Annotated in this window: 21 protein-coding genes; 9 read left to right on the forward strand and 12 right to left on the reverse strand. The window is 55.0% G+C overall.

Translation table 11 applies throughout. The annotated features are described in order from the left end of the window. Positions 1 to 36 precede the first annotated feature (36 nt). The 5 genes from AB8880_12065 to AB8880_12085 all read left to right on the forward strand — a co-directional run bounded on the left by AB8880_12065 (position 37) and on the right by AB8880_12085 (position 5,322). Positions 37 to 864, forward strand: a complete 828-nt coding sequence (locus tag AB8880_12065) for a uracil-DNA glycosylase (GenBank protein XDZ65641.1) — start codon at positions 37 to 39, stop codon at positions 862 to 864. 119 nt (positions 865 to 983) lie between these two features. Then, entirely contained in the window at positions 984 to 2,810 is a 1,827-nt protein-coding gene (locus tag AB8880_12070; GenBank protein ID XDZ65642.1) for a lytic transglycosylase domain-containing protein, read from the forward strand. A 10-nt stretch (positions 2,811 to 2,820) separates the two neighbouring features. Next, positions 2,821 to 3,375, forward strand: a complete 555-nt coding sequence (gene moaB / locus AB8880_12075) for a molybdenum cofactor biosynthesis protein B (GenBank protein ID XDZ65643.1) — start codon at positions 2,821 to 2,823, stop codon at positions 3,373 to 3,375. Then, the gene (locus AB8880_12080) at positions 3,359 to 4,087 is read left to right on the forward strand and encodes a ribonuclease HII (protein XDZ65644.1); all 729 of its coding nucleotides are present in this window, start codon (positions 3,359 to 3,361) and stop codon (positions 4,085 to 4,087) included. The genes moaB and AB8880_12080 overlap by 17 nt, the downstream gene beginning before the upstream one ends. A 98-nt stretch (positions 4,088 to 4,185) precedes the next feature. After that, complete coding sequence (locus AB8880_12085; GenBank protein XDZ65645.1) at positions 4,186 to 5,322, forward strand: site-specific DNA-methyltransferase; 1,137 nt, start codon at positions 4,186 to 4,188, stop codon at positions 5,320 to 5,322. Here the strand turns inward: AB8880_12085 and AB8880_12090 are convergent. After that, entirely contained in the window at positions 5,303 to 6,556 is a 1,254-nt protein-coding gene (locus AB8880_12090; protein ID XDZ65646.1) for an MFS transporter, read from the reverse strand. The two genes, AB8880_12085 and AB8880_12090, sit on opposite strands and share 20 nt — an antisense overlap. 129 nt (positions 6,557 to 6,685) lie before the next feature. Here AB8880_12090 and AB8880_12095 point away from each other — a divergent pair, with 129 nt between their 5' ends. Then, positions 6,686 to 7,966 (forward strand): exopolysaccharide biosynthesis polyprenyl glycosylphosphotransferase, encoded by a 1,281-nt coding sequence (locus tag AB8880_12095; protein XDZ65647.1) that lies wholly within the window; start codon positions 6,686 to 6,688, stop codon positions 7,964 to 7,966. A 1-nt stretch (position 7,967) separates the two neighbouring features. On the opposite strand, the gene AB8880_12100 is transcribed toward AB8880_12095, so the two are convergent. From AB8880_12100 to galU, 3 genes are all read right to left on the reverse strand, one after another. Then, positions 7,968 to 10,136 (reverse strand): malate synthase G, encoded by a 2,169-nt coding sequence (locus AB8880_12100; GenBank protein ID XDZ65648.1) that lies wholly within the window; start codon positions 10,134 to 10,136, stop codon positions 7,968 to 7,970. Positions 10,137 to 10,229: 93 nt separating this feature from the next. Continuing rightward, positions 10,230 to 11,645 carry a phosphomannomutase/phosphoglucomutase gene (locus tag AB8880_12105; protein XDZ65649.1) on the reverse strand — a complete coding sequence of 472 codons (1,416 nt, stop codon included), beginning with the start codon at positions 11,643 to 11,645 and terminating at the stop codon, positions 10,230 to 10,232. Positions 11,646 to 11,658: 13 nt separating this feature from the next. Next, positions 11,659 to 12,546, reverse strand: coding sequence for a UTP--glucose-1-phosphate uridylyltransferase GalU (gene galU / locus AB8880_12110; protein ID XDZ65650.1), 888 nt, complete (start codon positions 12,544 to 12,546; stop codon positions 11,659 to 11,661). A 114-nt stretch (positions 12,547 to 12,660) separates the two neighbouring features. Here galU and AB8880_12115 point away from each other — a divergent pair, with 114 nt between their 5' ends. Beyond that, complete coding sequence (locus AB8880_12115; protein ID XDZ65651.1) at positions 12,661 to 13,245, forward strand: SIS domain-containing protein; 585 nt, start codon at positions 12,661 to 12,663, stop codon at positions 13,243 to 13,245. Between the two features lie 28 nt (positions 13,246 to 13,273). Here AB8880_12115 and AB8880_12120 read toward each other — a convergent pair whose 3' ends face one another. The 7 genes from AB8880_12120 to AB8880_12150 form a co-directional block, all read right to left on the reverse strand. Continuing rightward, the gene (locus AB8880_12120) at positions 13,274 to 14,281 is read right to left on the reverse strand and encodes an NAD-dependent epimerase/dehydratase family protein (GenBank protein ID XDZ65652.1); all 1,008 of its coding nucleotides are present in this window, start codon (positions 14,279 to 14,281) and stop codon (positions 13,274 to 13,276) included. A 55-nt stretch (positions 14,282 to 14,336) separates the two neighbouring features. Further along, on the reverse strand, positions 14,337 to 14,990 hold the full coding sequence (locus tag AB8880_12125) for a LysE family transporter (protein XDZ65653.1): 654 nt from the start codon (positions 14,988 to 14,990) through the stop codon (positions 14,337 to 14,339). Between the two features lie 135 nt (positions 14,991 to 15,125). Beyond that, positions 15,126 to 15,935: a shikimate dehydrogenase gene (locus AB8880_12130; GenBank protein ID XDZ65654.1), complete on the reverse strand. Its 810-nt coding sequence runs from the start codon at positions 15,933 to 15,935 to the stop codon at positions 15,126 to 15,128. 77 nt (positions 15,936 to 16,012) lie between these two features. Then, a complete protein-coding gene (locus AB8880_12135) occupies positions 16,013 to 17,302 on the reverse strand; it encodes a TRAP transporter large permease (GenBank protein ID XDZ65655.1) in 1,290 nt (429 codons plus the stop codon). Next, positions 17,299 to 17,910, reverse strand: coding sequence for a TRAP transporter small permease (locus AB8880_12140; GenBank protein XDZ65656.1), 612 nt, complete (start codon positions 17,908 to 17,910; stop codon positions 17,299 to 17,301). Before AB8880_12140 ends, AB8880_12135 begins: the two co-directional genes overlap by 4 nt. A gap of 31 nt (positions 17,911 to 17,941) precedes the next feature. Continuing rightward, entirely contained in the window at positions 17,942 to 18,949 is a 1,008-nt protein-coding gene (gene dctP, locus AB8880_12145) for a TRAP transporter substrate-binding protein DctP (GenBank protein ID XDZ65657.1), read from the reverse strand. A 33-nt stretch (positions 18,950 to 18,982) separates the two neighbouring features. Then, a complete protein-coding gene (locus AB8880_12150; protein ID XDZ67068.1) occupies positions 18,983 to 20,047 on the reverse strand; it encodes a Gfo/Idh/MocA family protein in 1,065 nt (354 codons plus the stop codon). Here AB8880_12150 and AB8880_12155 point away from each other — a divergent pair. Beyond that, a complete protein-coding gene (locus AB8880_12155) occupies positions 20,024 to 20,197 on the forward strand; it encodes a hypothetical protein (GenBank protein XDZ67096.1) in 174 nt (57 codons plus the stop codon). The two genes, AB8880_12150 and AB8880_12155, sit on opposite strands and share 24 nt — an antisense overlap. Before the next feature lie 151 nt (positions 20,198 to 20,348). Beyond that, positions 20,349 to 21,035, forward strand: a complete 687-nt coding sequence (locus tag AB8880_12160) for a GntR family transcriptional regulator (protein XDZ65658.1) — start codon at positions 20,349 to 20,351, stop codon at positions 21,033 to 21,035. A 41-nt stretch (positions 21,036 to 21,076) separates the two neighbouring features. Here the strand turns inward: AB8880_12160 and AB8880_12165 are convergent, their stop codons facing one another. Then, on the reverse strand, positions 21,077 to 22,012 hold the full coding sequence (locus tag AB8880_12165; GenBank protein ID XDZ65659.1) for a dihydrodipicolinate synthase family protein: 936 nt from the start codon (positions 22,010 to 22,012) through the stop codon (positions 21,077 to 21,079). Positions 22,013 to 22,018 lie beyond the last annotated feature (6 nt).

Consider the following 22,018-nt stretch of genomic DNA (forward strand, 5'->3'; position numbering starts at 1 on the left):
GCTTGTGCAAATCGCCATTACCGGACAGAAAATATCATGATGACGCCTCAAAAAGACCGGAAACTGAGCCAGGCGGAAATGCTGGAAATGCTCCGGCTTCAGGTCGAGGCCGGGGCGGATGAGTGTATTCTTGATCAACCTTCCATCCCTGCTGCCGCCGGAGATGAGGCAAGAGAAGCCGCAAGCCCCATGGCTTCGGCCCCTTCCGGGGCGGCGCCTGCACCCTGCACCCCATCTGTCGCAAGCCCATCCAGTCCAGGTCTGCCGCTTGCCCCAGAGGGGTTTGAGACGGCCGAAACCCTTGATGCGCTGAGAGATGCCTGCGCCGCATTTGAAGGATGTGATCTCAAGAAAACCGCAACCAACATGGTGTTTGCGGATGGCAATCCTGAGGCAAAGGTCATGCTGATCGGCGAAGCTCCGGGCGCGGATGAGGACCGTCAGGGCAAGCCCTTTGTCGGGGTCAGCGGCCAGTTGCTTGACCGGATGCTTGCCTCTATCGGCCTTGACCGCAGCCAGGTCTATATCACCAATATCCTTCTCTGGCGTCCGCCGGGAAACCGGACCCCGACCACCGAGGAAATCGCGCTTTTTCTGCCCATTATCCGGCGTCATATTCAGCTTGTTGCCCCGCAGGTTCTGGTAACGCTTGGCGGGTCAGCTTCAAAAGCCCTCCTGGGCACGTCCACGGGAATCCTCAAATTAAGAGGCCGGTGGCATGGGTTCGACGATGGGGCTGGAAGAGAAATTCCTCTTCTGCCAACCCTGCATCCAGCCTATCTGCTTCGCACCCCTGGACAGAAAGCCCTTTCCTGGCACGATCTCCGCCTTCTTCGTCGCCAGTTGGCTGAAGATGGATCTTGATCTATATGGGCGGGATGAAACCGGCAGGATAAAAAATCTACGCTTTCGGTTGATTGACCAACCGGATGATGCGTAGACTGTTTGGACATCAGTACCATGAATACAGAGATTATTACCGAATGAGCCATCGTCGCCTTACGTTGCTGTGTGCTTCAATCTGGCTTGTGCTTGGCATTGCCTGGGGTGGAATTGTCCCGGGCGGGGAAGCGGTGGCCAAGGAAACCGTGCCCTTTTTGCCCCAGTCAATATCCCTGCCGACACCGCTCAGCCCGGCCGACGCAGATCGCTACCGGAAAATCTTTGATCTCCAGCAGGATAAAAAATGGAAGGAAGCGGACAAGATCATCGACGCGCTCGAGGATGATTTGCTGCTGGGGCGCGTTCTCTCGCAACGCTACCTGCACCCAACCGGCTGGCGGTCCACCTACAAGCAGCTGCGCGACTGGCTTCTTGAATACAGTGATCATCCCGCCGCGAGCCGGATTTCCTGGCTAGCGCAAAAACGCCGCCCCGCCAACGCCAAACCTCTGCCTGATCCCAAAAGCGGATATCTCAATGGTTATGGCAGAACATCATTGGGCCGGCACTATGTCACAATCCCTGAATCTTCACAGGGGCGGGCATCTCCAGCCAAGACAAGATCGATCGCAAGAGATATCCGGCGCCGTATCCGTTCCGGCTGGCCGAGCGGTGCTGTAAGTCTCCTGACCCAGGAAAATCTGCGCTACCTGACCAAATTCGAGGAAGGTGTGTTACGGGCAGATATCGCCCATGGCTATTTCATCTATGGCAAGGATCTGAAAGCAATATCGCTGGCCAAGCAGGCAATTGCCCTTGGCGGGGCATCTGTTCATCAGGCGTATTGGACAGCCGGTATCGCCGCCTGGCGGCATGGAAATATCGACCTTGCCATGACCTTTCTCCGGACATTGGCCGATCATGAAGATGCTCCCGCAGCGCTGGTGAGCAGCGCGGCCTTTTGGGCCAGCCGCGGTGCCCTCCGTAAAGGTGAGGTTCAGGAAAGTTTCCGCTTTCTCGATATCGCCGCCCGGCATCAGGATACATTTTACGGAACTCTTGCCGCCGAAGCTCTGGGGCAGGATATCCGCCTTGATTTTACCCTGCCGGAAATGGATCCGGCGTTCATCGCCTGGCTTTCCGATCAGCCCGGCGGTCGGCGGACATTCGCTCTTCTTCAGGTTGGCGAAACCTACCACGCCAGCCGCGAGCTCAGGTATCTGTGGAAGGAAATGAACTGGGAACAGCGCCATCAGGTGATGGCACTGGCGGCCCATACCCATATGGCCGGTCTGTCTTTTCGGGCCGCGGATATCTTCCGGCGCGAAATCGGCGAGACATGGTATGGCGCGCTCTACCCGGTCCCTGATTTTGAAACCAGCGCACCGATCCGGGTGGATCAGGCATTGCTTCTGGCGGTGATGCGGCAGGAATCCGGCTTTAACCCGCGGGCAAAATCATGGGCAAAGGCAAGTGGCCTGATGCAGCTGATGCCCGCAACCGCGGCGTTCATTGCCCGGGACCGCCGCTTCCGTGATACCAAGCGGCATGATCTGATGGTGCCTGAAATCAATATCAGGCTGGGGGAGGAATATATCCTTCACCTTCTTGAAGAGCCGCTTATTCAGGATGATCTTGTGCGCCTCTTGGCCGCCTATAATGGCGGGCCCGGCAATCTGAGGAAATGGACAAAGAATATCAATCATGGTGGTGATACCCTGATGCTGCTTGAATCCCTGCCGTCCAGGGAAACCCGGTTCTACGTCAAGAACGTGATGACCAATCTGTGGATCTACCGCAAGCGGCTTGGCCAGGATGCAAGATCGGTGGCATCGCTGGCTTCTGGCAAGGTGGCCGAATATTCACCATTTGCATTCAACGGCGGGGCCCATTGCATGCTGACACGACTGTCGGAACGCTGCCGTTGAGGGGGAAGAGATGACAGGAAAAATCGATGAAACCATCCCGTTTCAGCCCATCGGGATCGCGGTGATGACGGTTTCGGATACGCGCACCAGGAATGATGACAAATCCGGTGATCTGCTGGTCGAACGAATACTCGATGCCGGGCATGCCCTGATCAGCCGGACGATCGTCCATGATGACATAGATGAAATCCGGGCCATGCTGGACGTCTGGATCAAGGATCCGGAGATCGACTGCGTCATTTCCACCGGCGGCACCGGTGTGACAGGACGTGACGTGACCCCCGAAGCCCTCAAAGGGGTTTTTGAGAAGGAAATCGAAGGTTTTGGTGAGATGTTCCGCTGGTTGAGTTTTGGCAAGATCGGCACCTCGGCGTTGCAGAGCCGGGCCATCGGCGGGGTTGCTGGCGGCACCTATATCTTCGCCTTGCCCGGATCTCCTTCCGCCTGCCGCGACGGCTGGGACCAGATTCTCAAATGGCAGCTGGATATCCGGCACCAGCCCTGCAACTTTGTTGAGATCATGCCGCGGCTGATGGAAAGCGGGATCGGTGGCCGGAAAAGCTGACCGGCTGTCCGGACCTGATTTTCATCTTGAAGAGCAGGCACTTGGTGACCCGGGCGAAGATCTTTTTGCTGCGGCGTTGCCGAAGATGGTGATCGGCATTGATGAAGCTGGCCGAGGCCCCTGGGCTGGCCCCGTCACCGCCGCCGCGGCATGGATCAATCCTGAATCTGCTGGCGATCTTCCGGCTGGACTGAACGATTCAAAGACACTTTCGGCAAAGAAGAGGGCAGCGCTATGGCGCGGGCTGCAAGAGCTTGCTGAAAATCCGGCAATGTTTCGGGTTCATGTGTCATCGGTTGATGCGGCGACAATCGATCAGATGGGGATTCTTCCCGCCACCTTTCGGGCTATGGAAACGGCCCTTTCCGGTCTTGGGTTTATGGAGAAAAATCTCCATGTTCTTGTTGATGGCTCGCTGGCACCGCCGTTTCCGGTGGTCCGTTCTGCGCAATCCCTTACCGTTCAACCGGTGGTGAAAGGCGACAGCCGGTCGCTCAGCATCGCGGCGGCATCCATCGCCGCCAAGGAAACCCGTGACGCCATCATGAGAGAGCTCGATCAGTCCTGGCCTCAATATGGATGGCGGAAAAACATGGGATACGGCACCCTGCCCCATGCCGAAACACTGGCAAGCCAGGGGCCCTGCCTGCATCATCGCCTCACGTTCCGGCCGGTGGCACGCGCCGCCGCTCGCCATGGCTATACCAGATAAAGGTATCGGGCCTGCCGCCAACACCATATATAGAAATCACTTTCACTTCATGTTTTAAAGCATTGACGAATAATGATTCTTCGGCAAATCATTGCTTCATGAATGCGATCAATACAAAATCATCCGGCTCAAATATTCCTCTCGAAAAGGCAGAGATGAGCGTTTTTGTCGGCGACTGTCTTGAGGTCATGCGACGTCTTCCCGATGCGTCGGTTGATCTTGTTTTTGCCGATCCGCCCTACAATCTTCAGCTCAGCGGCGCGGTGCTCACCCGTCCGGATGAAACCGCTGTTTCCGCGGTGCTCGAAGACTGGGACAAGTTTGATACATTCCGCGCCTATGATATGTTCACCCAGGCCTGGCTTGAAGAAGCCCGGCGTCTTCTCAAGCCGGATGGTACGATCTGGGTGATCGGCTCGTATCATAATATCTACCGGGTCGGCACCATCCTGCAGAATACCGGTTTCTGGATGCTCAACGATATCATCTGGCGGAAAACCAATCCGATGCCGAATTTTCGTGGCCGACGTTTTACCAATGCCCATGAAATTCTGCTCTGGGCTGCGCGGGATGCCAGATCTCGCTACACGTTCAATTACGAAAGCATGAAAACCCTCAACGACGATATTCAGATGCGGTCGGACTGGCTGCTGCCGATCTGCAACGGCGGTGAGCGGATCAAGGATCAGGGTAACAAGGCGCATCCCACCCAGAAACCCGAAGCATTGCTCGCGCGGGTGCTGATGGCGTCAACCAATCCGGGTGATCTGGTGCTCGATCCGTTCTTTGGTACTGGAACGACGGGGGCGGTTGCGAAAAAACTGCACCGTAGGTTTATCGGCATCGAACGTGAGGAAAGCTACGCCGCCATCGCCCGCAGCAGAATAGGCAAGGTCCGGCCCATTGAAGAGCTGGAGATGCTGGCCGCACCCTCGAAACGTACCCAGGCCAAGATCCCCTTTGGCACTCTTCTCGAACAGGGAATGATCAAGCCCGGCGAAACACTGATCTGCGCCAAAGGCAAGCTCAGGGCCCGGGTCCGGGCGGATGGCAGCCTGATTGAAGACACGCCATCCACCCTGCCAAGACAGGGCTCGATCCATTCTCTTGGTGCCAAGCTTCAGGGACGTGAGACCTGTAATGGCTGGGCGTTCTGGCACCTCAAACGTGGAAAACAGGTTATTCCGATTGACGATCTGCGGGCTGAAATGCGGCTCAAGCTTGGTGAGACCTGAAAGGCAATAGCCAGATCCCCAAAACAAGCAACGCGATGACCGTGGCCATCCCGGCCCGCTCATTTCCGGTCTGAAGCACAAGCCAGCCATAGACCAGTGGGCCGACAAAGGCGGTGGCCTTGCCGGTCAGCATCATGAAGCCGAAGACCCGTGCCTCGGCACCAATGGGCGAAAGCCTCAGCGCATGGCTGCGACTTGCCGCCTGAAGTGGGCCGATAAAGATACCAAAGAGGCTGCCGGCGATCCAGAATAGCGTGGCATTTGGCGCCATAAGTCCGGTCAGTCCAAGCCCGATCAACGCCACAAGGCAGATCCGTATCGTGGCAAGGCTGCCAAGCCGGTCATCCACCATCCCGCCAAGAACAGCACCAAGCCCGGCGGTGATGTTGAGCACGATGGCAAAACCGATGACCTCGGTCTGGCTGAAGCCGAATACCTTCGCCGCGAAGATTCCGCCAAAGGCAAACAGCGTGACCAGCGCATCGGCATAGAACATTCTGGCGATCAGAAATCGCAGCAACCCGGGCGTGTTTCGGACAATGCTCCAGCCATCACGCAGTACCGGGATAAACCGCTGCCCGGACCTTGGCCCTTCCGGCACCAGAAGAAAGAAGGGAATGGCGAAAACACCAAACCAGATGGCCGAAAGAGGCATGGTGATGCGGACATGTTCTGCCATCTCGGTCTCAAGCCCGAAGCCGGGAGTTTCAGGCAGAATGAAAACACCAAGCACCAGCAGAAGACAAACAATCGCCCCGATATATCCGGCCCCCCAGGAAAAACCTGAAACCCGGCCTATCATCTCGCGCCCCGCAACCCCCGGCAGAAGCGCGTTGTAGAAGACAAAAGCTGTTTCCATTGAGATGATGCTCACCCCGGAAAGCATGAGGGCCAGCGAGGCATAACCCGGCTCAGGCAGAACAAACCAGAGACAAGCAGTTGCGCCCCCGCCGATGATGCTGGCCAGCAGAAGAAGGGCCTTACGCTGGCCCATCCGGTCCGCCGCCGCCCCCAGAACGGGTGAGATCACCGCCACCACAAGAGCAGAAAACGCCGTCATCCACGCCCAGGCGGTGGTGCCGCCATCGGGCATGACGGCGGTGGAAAAATAGACAGCAAAGACAAAGGTCGCATGCAGGGTGGGCACCGGCGATGAAGCCCAGTCATAAAAGGCATAGGCCAGCATAGTCTTTCGTGACATGGCCGCCGCCGGACGTATGTCGGAATCCCGCATGATTTTCCCTCTCTCAGGCCCGGGGATTGATCGTGACGGTTTGCAAATCGAAATCGAGTCCAGTAATACTATGGAAAGGCGGGGCAGGAAAGACATTCCATTCCCCCGGAAATATTTGGGAATTCATGCATGGATCAGATCAACGCAAAGGTATCCGGGACGGGTTTTCCTGATCTTTTGCCTCATTCCAGGGTTTTTCTGATCTCGGCCCTGATGGCCATCACCGCGATTGCCCTGATGGTTGGGACGGCCATGGTGATCCATGGACCTGATCTTGCCACCGTGCCCTTGACGATTGTGATTACGGCCGGGTTTCTGCTCGCCAGTCATGTGCTGTCCTTGAGCATGCTCGTGCGGTTGTCGCGGATATCAGTATGGGGGGTGACATCCCAGGTTCTGCCTGTCTGGTTCAGCATGACCATTCTCACCTTGATGGCGATGCTGGTGCTTCGCCTTGAATACTCATCGGTCTATTACGCCGTGAACTGGTGCATCGGTCTCGGGCTTCTGATTGCCCATGGGCATTTTCTGTCCAGGGCATCGCGGCTCAATGTCGGTGTTTTCACCGGCACGATTGATCCATCCCTCCTGGAGCCGAACAACGTCTTTCTTGTCGACGAGACCATGCCGATCCCGGCGCGTCTTGATGCGATGATTGTCTGGTCAGAGCAGTTGCAGGATCGCCGCTATGCCGGTGTTCTCGCCAGACTTGCGATCAACAGCGTGCCGATACTTCCGCTCAATGAATATCAGGAAAAGTTGAGAGGCCGGGTTGATCTGGCCCATACCGATGCGAGCGCCCTTAACCAGCTTCGTCCGTTGCGGCGCTATGCCGCTTTCAAGCGGCTCAGTGACCTCATCATGGCAATTTCCGGCCTTACGCTGTTTCTGCCCCTGATGCTGCTGGTGGCTCTTTTGATCCGGCTTGAAACACGGGGCAGCCCCTTGTTCAGCCAGACACGCATCGGCCTGCGCGGGGAGGAATTCACCATGCTCAAATTCCGCTCCATGGTGGTGGATGCCGAAGCCTCAGGCGCGCAGTTCGCGGCTAAGCGGGATGCCCGCGTGACACGGATCGGGAAGATCATTCGCAAATGGCGGATTGATGAATTGCCGCAACTGTTCAATGTCCTGACCGGCTCCATGAGCATCATCGGCCCCAGACCGGAACAGAAGGCTTTTGTCGACACGCTGACAAGCGAGATCCCGCTTTATCCTTTTCGCCACGCCGTTCGGCCCGGCATCACGGGCTGGGCCCAGGTCATGCAGGGGTATGCCGATGATGTATCGTCAACCGATATCAAACTGTCCTATGATCTTTTCTATATCAAGAACCTGTCCGTGATGATGGACTTCGTGATCCTGTTCAAGACCCTGAAGACCATCTTCACCGGTTTCGGTGCTCGATAGATCAGGCGCTTTTGGCTTCGATGCGGCGCCGATGAAGCACAGGTTCGGTATAGCCGGAAGGTTGTTCACGTCCCTTGAAGACGAGGTCACAGGCAGCCTTGAACGCGACGGAACTGTCGAAATTGCCATCCATCGGCGTATAAGCCGGATCGCCTTTGTTCTGCCCGTCAACCACGGCGGCCATGCGCTTCATTGTGGACATGACCTGATCTTCCGTGGTGATCCCGTGATAGAGCCAGTTGGCAATATGCTGCGATGAGATCCGCAAGGTTGCGCGGTCTTCCATGAGGCCAATATCATTGATATCCGGCACTTTGGAGCAGCCGACGCCCTGATCAACCCAGCGCACCACATAGCCGAGAATACCCTGGGCGTTGTTGTCGAGTTCAGCCTGGATATCACTCTCTGACCAGTTGGTTTCGCGATCTACTGGAATATTCAGAAGATCTTCGAGCTTCGCCCGGCTTTTGCCCATGAGGTTTTGCTGAATGCCAAAGACATCGACATCATGGTAATGCAATGCATGCAGCGTGGCGGCGGTGGGTGATGGTACCCAGGCCGTATTTGCGCCAGCCTTCGGATGGGCGATCTTTTGCTCAAGCATCGCGCTCATCAGATCAGGCATTGCCCACATTCCCTTGCCGATCTGGGCTTTGCCCGAAAGGCCGCAGGCAAGGCCGATATCCACGTTCCAGTCTTCATAAGCGGCAATCCAGCCCGTGCCTTTCATTTCGGTCTTGCGGATCATTGGGCCTGCTTCCATCGATGTGTGGATTTCATCACCGGTACGGTCAAGGAAACCGGTATTGATGAAGGCCACCCGGCTTTTGGCCGCGCGGATACATTCCTTGAGATTGACGGAAGTCCGACGTTCTTCATCCATGATGCCGATCTTGATGGTGGACGGGTCAAGCCCGAGCAATGCCTCGACACGGGCGCAGATCTCATCGGCAAAGGCGACTTCTTCCGGCCCGTGCATCTTCGGCTTGACCATATAGACGGAACCGGTGCGGGAATTGCGCAGCCGGCCAAGCCCCTTCAGGTCATAGACAGCAATGGCGGTGGAAATGAAAGCGTCCATGATGCCTTCAAAGACCTCTTCGCCTTCGGCATCGAGGATCGCGGGGTTGGTCATCAGATGGCCGACATTTCGGACCAGGAGAAGCGACCGGCCATGGAGGGTGAGGGTTGATCCATCAGGGGCGGTATAGTTGCGATCATCATTCAGCGCCCGGGTTGCGGTCTTGCCGCCCTTCTCGAAGGTTGCTTCGAGATCAGCTTTCATCAGGCCGAGCCAGTTGCGATAGGCGTCAACCTTGTCCTCGGCATCAACCGCGGCGATCGAATCTTCAAGGTCAATGATGGTGGAGACAGCCGATTCAATGACGATATCGTTGATCCCGGCCGGATCAGCCTTGCCAATCGCCCCGCTCGGGTCAAAAAGGATATCGACATGAAGGTTGTTGACCGCCAGCAGAATGGAATCCGGTGACGTCGCATCGCCGGTCCATCCCTTGAACTGGGACGGGGTTTTCAGCACTGCCCCGGCCCCGTCTGAAAGCGTAATCTTGAGCTCGCCATCTTCAATCCGGTAGCTTACGGCGTCGCCATGGCTGCCTGCGGCAAGAGGAATGGTGCGATCGAGATGCTGCCGCGCCCGAAAGATGACTTTCTCGCCGCGCTTTGCATTGTAGCCGCCTGCACGGGTAGCGCCGTCATCTTCGCTGATCGCATCGGTGCCATAGAGCGCATCATAAAGGCTGCCCCAGCGCGCATTTGCCGCGTTGAGCGAATATCTGGCATTCAGCACCGGCACCACCAGCTGCGGGCCGGCGATATGCGCGATTTCATCATCCACATTTGCGGTGGTGACGTGGAAGTCTTCACCCTCTTCCACGAGATAGCCGATTTCCTTGAGAAAGGCTTTATACGCGTCCATGTCAAAGCTGCTGCCGCGACGGTCTTTCAGCCAGGTATCGATTTCGCGCTGAAGCGTGGCGCGTTTTTCCAGCAGCGCCCTGTTTTTCGGGGTCAGGTCAGCGACAGCCTGGGCCAAACCGGCCCAGAATTTATCCGCATCCATACCAATACCAGGCAAAACCTCGACATTGATGAATTCAAGAAGATTGTCAGCGACCTTGAGACCGTGACAGTTCGTGCGAGCAGTCATTGGCATACTCTTCAGTTTGAGATGAAAATGTTTAGCGGAATATATTGATCCGGATCATGGCTGTAAAGACCATGCGGGGATCAAAATCCTGTTTTATCCCTTCCAGTCGAGGCCGGCCTTGCTGAGACGGGAGCGTATCCGCTCTTTCAGGAGATCGCGGCTTTCCTCATCCCTGCCCTCGGCGCGTGCTACCAGCTCGGCGCCGGTATTCGAGGCCCTGATAAGCCACCAGCCGAGGGACCCTGAAACCCTGATCCCGTCCATATCCGCGCGCTCAGTCATATCCGGATCAGGGGCGGCTGCAACATCGGCGATGACGCGCCTTATCACATCAAATTTTTCTTCATCTGCGCAAGGAATACGCAATTCAGGCGTCGCATAGACCGGCGGCAGGTTGTCAAGAAAACGGGTGATGCTCTCACCGCTGCGGGCGTATTCCTTGAGGATTGATAGCGCAGCAAACAGCGCATCATCGAAACCGAAATAATTATCGGCGATGAAAAGATGCCCGCTCATCTCCCCGGCCAGCGGCGCGCCGGTTTCTTTAAGCCGCATCTTCATGTGGCTGTGGCCGGTCTTCCACAAACTTGGCTTGCCGCCCATAGCCGCCACGGCATCAAGGGCCGCCAGCGATGACTTGACATCAAAGATGACATCACTTCCGGGGGTTCTGGCTATCACCCCCCGGGCCAGATAGGCGGTGAGCAGATCACCCGGCACTTGGCGGCCTTTGCCATCGATCAGCCCGATGCGGTCGCCATCACCATCAAAACCAATTCCCATCATGGCCCCGCTCTCTGCCGCCGCCTGCCGGAGCATGCCTAAAGTCTCCGGGTCAACCGGGTCAGGATGATGGTTCGGGAAAGTGCCGTCCACTTCCGGGAACAGCACCTCATGGGTTCCGGGCAGATGCGGGACAAGCGCGGTGACAATCGGTCCGGTTGCGCCATTGCCGCAATCCCAGATCAGTGTTTCCGATGCCAGCAGGTCCAGCGCCCCGCTTGAGGTTTCAATCCCGGCCTTATCAAGCATGGCGCATAGATAGATATCCGCTATCTCAACGTGCCGGGCCGAGCCGCCTGCCTTTGCGGCAACGCCTCCGGCAAGGCGCTGGCCAAGCCCGGTGATGTCATCCCCGAAAAAGGGTTTATGGCCCAGCACCATCTTGAAACCGTTATGGCTTGGGGGGTTGTGCGAGCCGGTCACCTGGATGGCACCATCCGTGCCATGGTGCTGATCGGCAAAATACAGCATCGGGGTCGGGCCCGGGCCAATATCTAGAACGGTCATCCCGCCGGCAACAAGGCCTTCAATGAGCGCTTTTGCCAGATCAGGGGAGCTGAGGCGTCCATCCCGGCCGACCGCCACCCTCGTGCCGCCAGCCTCCGCCACGATACTTGCAAATCCGAGGCCGATGGCATGGGCATCATCGGTGCCGAGGGTAGTACCGACAATACCGCGAATGTCATAGGACCGCAATACCGTCGGATGAAAGTCATGCCGCATCATGGATACCATATCCTCAGAATTTCCGGGTCTTGAGCCAGTCCCCGAGCTCCGGGGCGATATCGTCACGTTCCATCGCAAAGGCGATATTGGCCTTGAGAAAGCCGGTTTTGGAGCCGCAGTCATAGCGCGTGCCGCTGAAGGTAAAGCCGTGGAAAGGCGCGTGGCCAATGCGTTGCGCCAGCGAGTCGGTGAGCTGGATTTCATTGCCGGCGCCACGTTTCATCTGGGCAAGTTCGCCGAATACACCCGGCTCGACGATGTAGCGGCCGACCACCGCAAGCTGTGAGGGGGCATCCTCTGGTGCAGGTTTTTCCACCAGCCCCGTCACTTCGGTAAGGGCGCCATCCTTTGCCCCGGGGGTGATGATGCCGTAGGATCTGGTCTCTTCGGGCGCCACTTCCATGGCGGCGACCATATTGCCGCCGATACCAGACCAGGCATCAACCATTTCCTTAAGGCAGCCGGGGCTGTTGCGGCGAGGAAGGATGAGGTCATCAGCCAGCAGGATGGCTACCGGCTCATCTCCGATAAGATGACGCGCGCACCAGATCGCGTGACCCAGCCCCGCCGGTTCCTGTTGGCGAATATACGCCACCGTGCCAGGTTCATGGACCATTTCACGGACAAGTTTGAGCGCCTTTTTCTTGTTGTGCCGCGCCAGGGATTCTTCAAGTTCAGCGGAATGATCGAAGTGATCCTCGATCGCGGATTTTCCGCGCCCGGTGACAAAGATGAACTCCTCGATCCCTGCCTCGGCCGCTTCTTCGACCGCGTACTGGATCAGCGGCTTGTCCACCACGGGCAGCATTTCCTTGGGCATGGATTTCGTGGCTGGCAGAAAGCGCGTGCCAAGCCCGCCGACAGGAAAGATGGCTTTTCGGATCTTGGTTAATTGGGCCATGATATCTTCGCTTGTTTTTTGAACACTTTAATATCTTTAGGTGGATACTAATATATTGCCACCTACAATCCAACGGGCATAATGTAAGCACCATATAGAATAGAGATTGATCACATGTCCAGACTTGCCGCTTCCATTGAAACGCATCTCCGGCGTTCGGCCGAAATCAAGATTGATACGGTGGCGGCGTGCCGCGATGCAGCTCTCGCTTGTGCCGAGTCGATTGCCGGAAGTCTGGCCTCGGGTGGCAAGGTGATGTTCTGCGGCAATGGCGGCTCGGCTGGCGACGCCCAGCATATCGCCGCCGAATTCGTTGCCACGCTTGATCATCGCCGGCCGCGTCAGGGGCTTGCGGCGCTGGCCCTGACCACCGACACTTCCTTTATCACGGCCTATAGCAATGATTTCGGCTATGAAGGTATTTTTTCACGCCAGGTTGAAACCCTCGGCAAGTCAGGAGATGTGCTGGTCGGGATTTCCACCAGTGGAAATTCAGCCAATGTGGTCAAGGCGCTTGAGGCGGCGAAAGACCTCGGCATCACCACCGTGGCCATGACCGGCAGCGGTGGCGGCAAAATGGCGGGGATTGCCGATATCCTCATTGCCGTGCCAGCAGTTGAGACACCATTTATTCAGGAATGCCATATTGCGCTGGGCCATGCGATCACCGCGGCGGTGGAAAATCTTCTCGGCCATTAATCGTTCTTGTCTGGTTTCGGCCAGCAGCTCAGTTGTGAAACTGCCGATACCATTCAACAAAACGCGGGATACCGTCTTCTATCGATGTTGACGGCGTGAAGCCAACAGCGTCCTTGAGGGCGGTGATATCTGCCGCGGTGCGGACAACATCCCCGGGCTGCATGGGCTGATAGTCCCGGATCGCGCGCACCCCGAGGTGTTGTTCAAGAACATCGATGAAATATTCAAGTTCGGTCGGGGAATTGTTGCCGATATTGTAAATCCGCCAGGGTGCCAGGCTTGATGCCGGATCAGGCTCGGCCGGGTTCCATGCCGGATTGCCGACCGCAGGCTTTTCCACCAGCGCCATGATACCGGCGACAATATCGTCGATATAGGTGAAATCCCGCTGCATCTGCCCCTGACCGAAAACCGGGATAGGTTCACCGGCAAGGATTTTCCGGGTGAAACTATAATAGGCCATATCGGGGCGTCCCCAGGGGCCATAGATGGTAAAAAACCTGAGCCCGGTCACCGGCATCCCGTATAGATGGGCATAGGAATGCGCCATCGCCTCATTGGCTTTCTTGGTTGCGGCATAGAGGCTGAGCGGATGATCCACCGTGTCATCCTCGCTGAACGGATAGGTATGATTGGCGCCATATACCGATGAGGAGGAGGCGTAGATCAGGTGGTTGACTTCTGCCTTTCGGCATCCTTCAAGCACATGCATGAAGCCCGAAAGGTTGCTGTCCCTGTAGGCAAGAGGATTTTCAATGGAATACCGGACCCCGGCCTGGGCCGCGAGATGGATCACCACATTCGGTGCCGTCTTTTGAAAGACCTCCATCGTGGCGTCATGATCGGCAAGATCAAGGGTTTCCACCCCGATACCGCTGGCCTCAAGATATTCACGCCGCGCCGATTTGAGCCGCGGGTCGTAATACGTATTCATGTTATCGATGCCGAGGACATGACGGCCAGCAGCTTTCAGCGCAAGGGCTGTGTGAAAGCCGATGAAACCGGCGATACCTGTAATGAGGATCGGACTGGTCATGCCGAACTTATAGCCCATGTGACCGCGGTTGTCCGCAAGTTTTGAGTTTTGTGAATCACCCGGTGAGCATATTGCCGCCGGTAAGATCTGCTGCCAGGTGGCGCAGCACAAACCCAAGCAGCAATATCAGGCCCAGGCCACATCCAAGATGGAGCAATCGCCACAGCCTCGGGGTCAACCGGGCGCGTGTCCAGGCAATCATTCCCGATGCTATAAAGCACCACAGCACCGAAGAGAACATGAATCCGGCAATAAACACCAGGTAATGACTGAATCTCGGGGTTTCGCCGATGACGGCGGCGATCGTTCCTCCCAGCGCCGCCCAGTAGGTGATGTTCAAAGGGTTGCTTACCGAAAGAGCGACGCCGGTTGCCATCGCCCCGCGGCTTTGCTTGACCGATGCGGTTGCGTTAAGGTCCGGCATGGGCATCCGGCTGTCCCGGAAACTCTGCCAGGCAAGATAGCCAAGAAGGATGGCGCCGCTCAGCATCAGGGGAATTTTTATATACGAAATCGATATGAGGGCCGCGGCCCCGGCCAGCCCCAGCATGACCCAGAGCCCGTCACCGACAAGCGAGCCGATCTGGACCGCCATCGCCGGCATGAATCCGCCTTTCAATCCGCGGCGCAGGCTTTCAGCCAGAATGGCCCCGGGGGCGGCGTTGAAGACAAGCCCCAGCATAAAGGCATATAGAAAAAGCCACGGCATGATAAGGAACCTGTCTGATTGTCTTAAGGCTGGATCAATCACTTTCCTAGGATATGGATGGAAAGTTGTCCAGCCCCCGGGGGCCGACTTTCCATGTAGCGGGTGATACGATGCTATCGGTGATTATGGTGACGATCACCCCGTCTCCATCTGGGGCAAGGAAGCCATCAGTGCTTTTCTCAATGCGGATTGATCCCTGACTTCATGGCCCGTGAAAATCAGGAAAGCATCAACCCCCTGATGAAAAAACAGCTCAAACCCTGAAATGAACTCGGCCTTTCTGCTTTCTGCCAGTTGCTTGAACGGCGTGTTGACAGGTTGGTAGACAGCATCAAAAGCCCATTCAAATCGACGTGGAAAATTGTCTTCAGGCAAGGGCAGACCGCCATATCCGTGCATCCCCGAAGGGCTGCAGTTGATAACCGCATCATAGGCAGAGATAGCCCCACGCTCTATGTGCTCGGCAATGCCGGGCATATGGGTATTGAGCTCATCGGCAAGCTGCACGGCCCTTGATGGATCCTTGTCGATGATCGCCAGATGGGTTGCGCCAAGTTGCATCAGGCCGAATGCAATGGAACGGCCGACACCACCTGCGCCGATCAGCAATACACTGCCCACGGGTTTATCACCGCGGATGGATTGATAGCTTTTCAGAAAACCCGTGTAGTCCGTATTGAAGCCGGACATATTCTGCCCCTGAAAACAAACCGTGTTGACCGAACCCAGTTTCTGAATGGCAGGGTCATCAATAGTCACCTGCCTGAAGGCCTTTTCCTTATAGGGCAAGGTGATGTTGACGCCGCTATACCCCTCAAGTCTGACATGGCCAAACGCCTGATCGAAATCAAAACCGAACTGCGCCGGGATGATCAAATCATAGGTCAGATCCAATCCAAGTTGTGCTGCGGCAAACTGGTGAAGCCTGGGCGCACTTGATGACATGATATTATCGCCGATTAATCCAAGCTTCACGCATTTCATCAGCTACCACTTTCTGAAGAATGATGATCAAAACCTGCTTAATGCCCCAAGGCTCGGGGCAGCCATAAAACGATATCCGGAAAAAGAATCATGGCCGAAAGAGCAATCAGCAGAACAGCCAGAAAAGCCCAAATTTCGCCAATAATCTCCGTAAGCGGGATTTTGGAAACCGCGCTGATCACAAACAGCAAGATCCCGTAGGGTGGCGTGATCAGGCCAATCATCGAATTGACCACAATCACCACACCAAAATGAACAAGGTCAATTTCAAGGGCGATGCATGTGGGGATAAAAAGAGGAACAATCACCAGAATGATCACCGTTGCATCCAGCACACAGCCCAATAACAGAACCAGAACATTGACCAGCAGAAGGAATGCAAGGGGGCTGATTTCCGCCCCGGCAAACAACGCTGAAATCATCTGGGGGATATTTTCCTGAACCACCACATAAGTCAGGATCATCGACGCACCGATCACCAGGCCGACAGAAGCAGCAGATCGAGCAGATTCGACAAAGACTTCGATCAGCGATGTGATCTTGAGCGTCCGATACAATCCCTTGGCAACCAGCAACGCATAAAGCGCGGCAATCGCTGCCGCTTCGGTCGGTGTTGTGACGCCGGAATAAATACCTGTCAGAAGAATGACCGGCATGAGCAGGGCCGGCGCTGCCCTGAACGTCACGACAGGGAGTTGCCGCAGCGGGATCGCTTCTTCCTGACCGAAATTCCGGCGGCGTGATATGAGCGCATTCATCCCCATGAGCACAGCCCCCATGAGCAATCCGGGGATGATGCCAGCAAGGAACAGGCTGCCGATGGATGTGTTTGAAACCAGGGCATAGAGAACCATCGGGATCGACGGTGGAATGATCGGGCCTATGGTGGCCGTCGCAGCAGTGATGGCGGCAGCATAGCCGCGGGTGTAGCGGCCACTCTTGATCATCATGTCAATGATCAGCTTGCCGATACCTGCCGCATCGGCGACGGCAGAACCTGACATGCCTGAAAAGATCAGGCTGGCGACGACATTGACATGCCCGAGCCCGCCTCGGAATCGCCCCACAAGCGCAACACAGAAATTCAGCAGCCGGTCGGAAATTGAACCGGCATTCATGATATTTGCTGAAACAATGAATAACGGGACAGCAAGCAGGAGGAAGCCGTCAAAGAGGCGCTGAACCATGGTTTCACCGGCAATTGCCAGATCCTGCCCGGAATAGCCTAGATAGATGATAACCCCTGCCAGAATCGCATAAGCGACAGGCATGCCAATCGCCGCGGCGCCAAACAGAGTGACAATGCCCAGTAGCAGTTCAACGCTCAAGAGTTTTCCCCTTTTCCCCGGGGTTTTTCAGGGGAAGCAGAACCGTGACTGACGTCAGGATCAGCTCGTATCATCAGAAGATAAAACCTGAAACCATAACGAAGGATCGTTGCTACCATGAACATGATGATCGGTGCAAAAAGCCACTTGATGGCTATCTTGTCGCCGGTAAGGGGTATTCTCAGTGTCTGAATTTTTTTCAGGTTCATCAGCATGCTGCCGAAGATTGCATCATAGGTCGGCCCAAGGGCGTAGATCATCGTTGCCACCAACAACGCGCAGGTGACCATGGCAAAATATCTGTGCCATTGCGGCGGCAGGGCCATGTAGAAGACATCAAAGATCACGTGATCCCTGTCACGGACAAAAAAAGAACAGCCGATGAATATCAGCCAGACCCAAAAGAGGGAAATCAGGTTGACTGTCCAGCCGATGGGAACCAGCGATTGCATCCAGGCTTCGATGCTTGATAGAGGCATAAGCCAGGCAATCTTCGGGGCATAGCGCGTAAAAATCTGTAAAAGGAAAGTGATAAAAATCGCCGCCAAAACCATGGCGGCGATGAGTTCGGCAGTGCGGGTGACCTTTGAAACAACTTTTGCAAGCATCTGAATCTCCCGCACCATCTGGGTCGTGATATTAGTTGCCCAGCGCGTTGATCTTGTCCAGCACGCCTGCAGGCCAGCTTTTCGCCACTTCACTCCCGACATACTGTGCCTGGACATGTTCCCGGAAGGCTTTCAGGTCAGGGGTGTAAATTTCCACACCCTGGCTGCGAATGAACTCGGCAAGGTTGTTTTCCTTGTCGAGCTGTTTCAGCCGGCCATAGGCAGCAGCAGCGTCAGCAGCTCTCTGAACGGTCATCTGCTGTTCAGCGTTAAGACTGTCCCATGTCTTTTTGGAGAAGGCAATGTAGTTGAGGTCAACAAGATGCGAAGTCAGCGAAATCTGCTTGGTAACTTCATAGAATTTCTTGTCGACAACGGTTGGCAGCGGGTTGTCCTGACCATCGACAGCACCCGTGGACAATGCGGTATACACTTCATTGAATGCAAGCGGTGTCGGTGATGCGCCAAGGGCCTTGCCGAGGAACTGCCATGAATCCGTGCCTGGCATACGGAGATTAACACCAGCCAGATCAGCAGGAGTCATGATGTTCTTCTCGCTTCTCGGGAAACGAAGATTCACATGACGACGGCCAAGATACATGACGGAAAGGAGTTTAACACCCAACTCTTCTTCAGCTTTTTTCTTGAAAGGATCCATCAGGGGGTTGTTGAAGACACGCACCTGATGTGCGGCATCCTGGTGAACATAGCCTGTGGCAAAGATAGAGAATTCAGGGAAGAACTGGGCCAGCTCCTGCGCTGAAGCAATCGACATGGTCACATTACCACGGCTGATGGCTTCCAGTTCCGTACCCTGGGCAAACAGTGAGCCATTGTATCCAGCCTTGTAATCAGCAAAGCCGGCAACCATGGGTGCGAAAACTTCCCTCATGGCGACGGAACGCATATCTGTTTCCGAAGCAGAAGTTGCGAGGGTGAAGGTCATATCTGCTGCATGGCTGGGAAGTGACACCCCTCCAAGCATGCCGACGGCCACCATGGCAGCCATTGCAGAACGACGGTTAATCTTGTTTATCATTGTTTCTCCTCCTGGGTGATAAATAAGCGTCCGCTAGAACGCCGTCTTGGTGAAAATTGGCTTGGATGCAAGTACTCTCTCAGAATTTTTTTTGAATTCTGCCAACTCTGTTACGCCGGATTGATTGGCAAGTTGGATTGTTTGGCCAGTTTTGGCTGCAACCTGAATTGCATCAATAACTGCCAGGGTGCGCAAGCCTTCGCGCCCGGAAATCAATGGTGCTGTATCACCAGCAATAACTTCAGTGAAATGCCTGATCTGGTTGACCAGTGGATCAGAAAAATCACTGGTTTCTGAAACCGCAGAAATCGGGGACCACCAATCAGGTTCACCATGATGTTTCCAGATCCTCAGATCCGGGATCGAGAGGGAACCGAGGCTGCCGCCGATTTGATATGCGCTTTCTTCTGTATGGGGATAGACCGGGTTTTCTTTTGAAGTGAATTCCCAGCTCCACGGCGCAGCGATACTATCTGAAACACTAACCGTCCCGATTGCGCCATTGGCAAAACAGAATATCGCCGCCGCCACATCCTCGTTCTCATACCCCCTGATTGAAGGCATCATTTGCGCCTGGACATGGGTAATCTCACCACAAAGATATCTGAGCAGGTCAATCTCATGGACAAGATTGACCGAAACAGGGCCCGCACCTCTCAGCTTGCGCCAGGGTGCCGTATCAAAATACTTATCAGGCTTATAGAACCAGCATTTGGCATGAACAGCGCGCAGAGCACCTATTTTTCCTGCGCTCAGGATTTCCTTGGCCTTCTGGATGATGGGGTTGAAACGGCGATGATGACCTACCATCAGGGGGATGCCGGCAGATTCAGATGCCCGCACCAGAATTTCCGCATCATGGAGATCATGTGACAGCGGTTTTTCAACAAGTGTGGGGATACCCATCTCGATGCATTCCAGCCCCTGTTTGACATGAAGGTCTGTTGGCGTAGAAAGGATGATCCCATCCGGCTTTTCGGCCTTGATCATTTCTGTGAGGTCCTGAAAGCAGGTAACGCCCAGATCAGCGGCTTTCTCTTTTGCCTGATGATCAGGGTCAACAACAGCACAAAGTTGAACACCTTCGACATGTCGCATGGCTTGCGCATGGCGAATACCAACAAGGCCAAGCCCTGCAATAGCCAGACGGATTGGCTGCTCAATAGTCATACCAGTTTAAGAGAGCTGGTCATTGCCGACATGTTTCCCCACCCATTTTTTTTCAACGCGGCTGTCAAAGAGGAATAAACCAGATAGCTGCCCTGAATTCATTTGGTATTCAAGTTAAATATCATATATTTTCAATAATCAATGATTTTATAAGACCTATGACAGTAATGCAAAATATAGTAAGTTCAGCCGAATTCATCTCCGTTCCATGAAATCAAAAAAACAATTCATGCTTAAAGACCTCGGCAAATTGGGATTTCTTAGCAGCAGCAGACAAAAGACCGTTGCCTATTCCACGTACGAGAGAATCAAGCATGACATCATCTTTGGCAAACTGAAACCAGGGGCCAAACTGAAGCTTGAAGTGCTGCGAAAAGATTATGCTGCCAGTGTTTCTACCCTGCGCGAGACACTCAATCGCCTTGCCAGTGATGGATTTGTCTCAGCGGCCGAGCAGCGAGGTTTTTTTGTCACGCCGGTTTCACCTGATGATCTTGGTGAAATTGCTAATCTGCGTATTCTGCTGGAATGCCATGCCCTTGAAGAATCTTTCCTCAATGGCGATGAGGACTGGGAAGCAGAAGTGGTCGGCTCATACCATAAACTGAGCAAGGTTGAACGCCGAATGAAGAATGGCAGCTCATCTGATCTGGAAACATGGAAACGCTATGACTGGCAGTTTCATCTTTCTTTAATTCGCGCCTGCAATTCAAGAAACCTGTTGGCGCTGCACGCCACCTTGTTTGGAAAATACCTGCGCTATCAAATGCTTGTCCTGACCTATCGCGGCGAAATCGCAAGACAGGAACATAAAGCACTCTTTGATTCCGCCCTCGCACGCGACAGCAAAACGGCAAAGGAAATATTGACGCTTCATATCAGGAACGGGCTGACCCATACGCTCGAATACATGTAGGGTTTTCCGCAGTCCAAATGCCCCCGGTCAGGACAGCATGATCACGTCTTGCTGGCTGATATTTTGTTTCGGTAATGCTCCGTGCCTTCAATGACTTTCGTAATCACCTCATCAAGGGCCCAGTATTTCACCTGGATATCATCTTTGACCACACGGCTGTGGGGCGAAGCAAAAGTACCTAGTCTCTGGTGATAAAGTTTGGCCAGTTTCGGATAGCCCATGGGCTCTGTCGCCGCTGCAAGTGCCAGAAAAATGGCCATCTCATAGGCCAGTTCAGGGTTCGACGGGCCTTCATCCTGCAGCCAGCGGTACAGATCAGGATGGAAATTGGTGAAAACACCACAAAACCCGTCCGCCCCCGCTTTCAGTGCATCTGATGCGATCGCGGCATTGGCATTATTGATCGCCAGTGCTGATCCTTCAGCCAAGGATAGACGCCTCTTGACGGTGCTGAGATCACAGCTCACATCCTTTAGAAAAACAAACCGCGGATCATCTGCGATAATCTTGACTTCATCATCATCAAGAAGCCGCCTGAAGGGCGCCGGGCATTCATATAGCCCCAGCGGCAGGTCATCCGGAAGCGTCGCGGTGATCGCCTTCAAAGATTGAACAAAGGCTTGCCTGCCGGTATTTGCCGTATCAAGGCGGTTGGTCACCAGAACGAGGCAATCAATCCCTGTATCAGCCAGAGTTTGCAGCTCGATGATTTGATCATCCATGGAATCTGCCACATGCCCTGAAGCGAGCACCGGCACACGCCCGGCGACCGTCTTTACCGTAAATCGAGCCAGATCACCGCGTTCAGCGAGCGATAAAGCCGCCATTTCTGATGACTGGCAAACCGAAAAAAGGGCCTCGGCACCATGGTCAAGATACCAGTGGATCAGCGCTTCCAGACCTTCCCAATCAATATCACCTGTATCCTTAAACGGTGTCAGCATCACCGGGACAATACCGCGGATTGACGTATCCAAGTTAAA

Source organism: Alphaproteobacteria bacterium LSUCC0684 (genome assembly GCA_041228335.1).
Classification (GTDB): Bacteria; Pseudomonadota; Alphaproteobacteria; order Puniceispirillales; family UBA1172.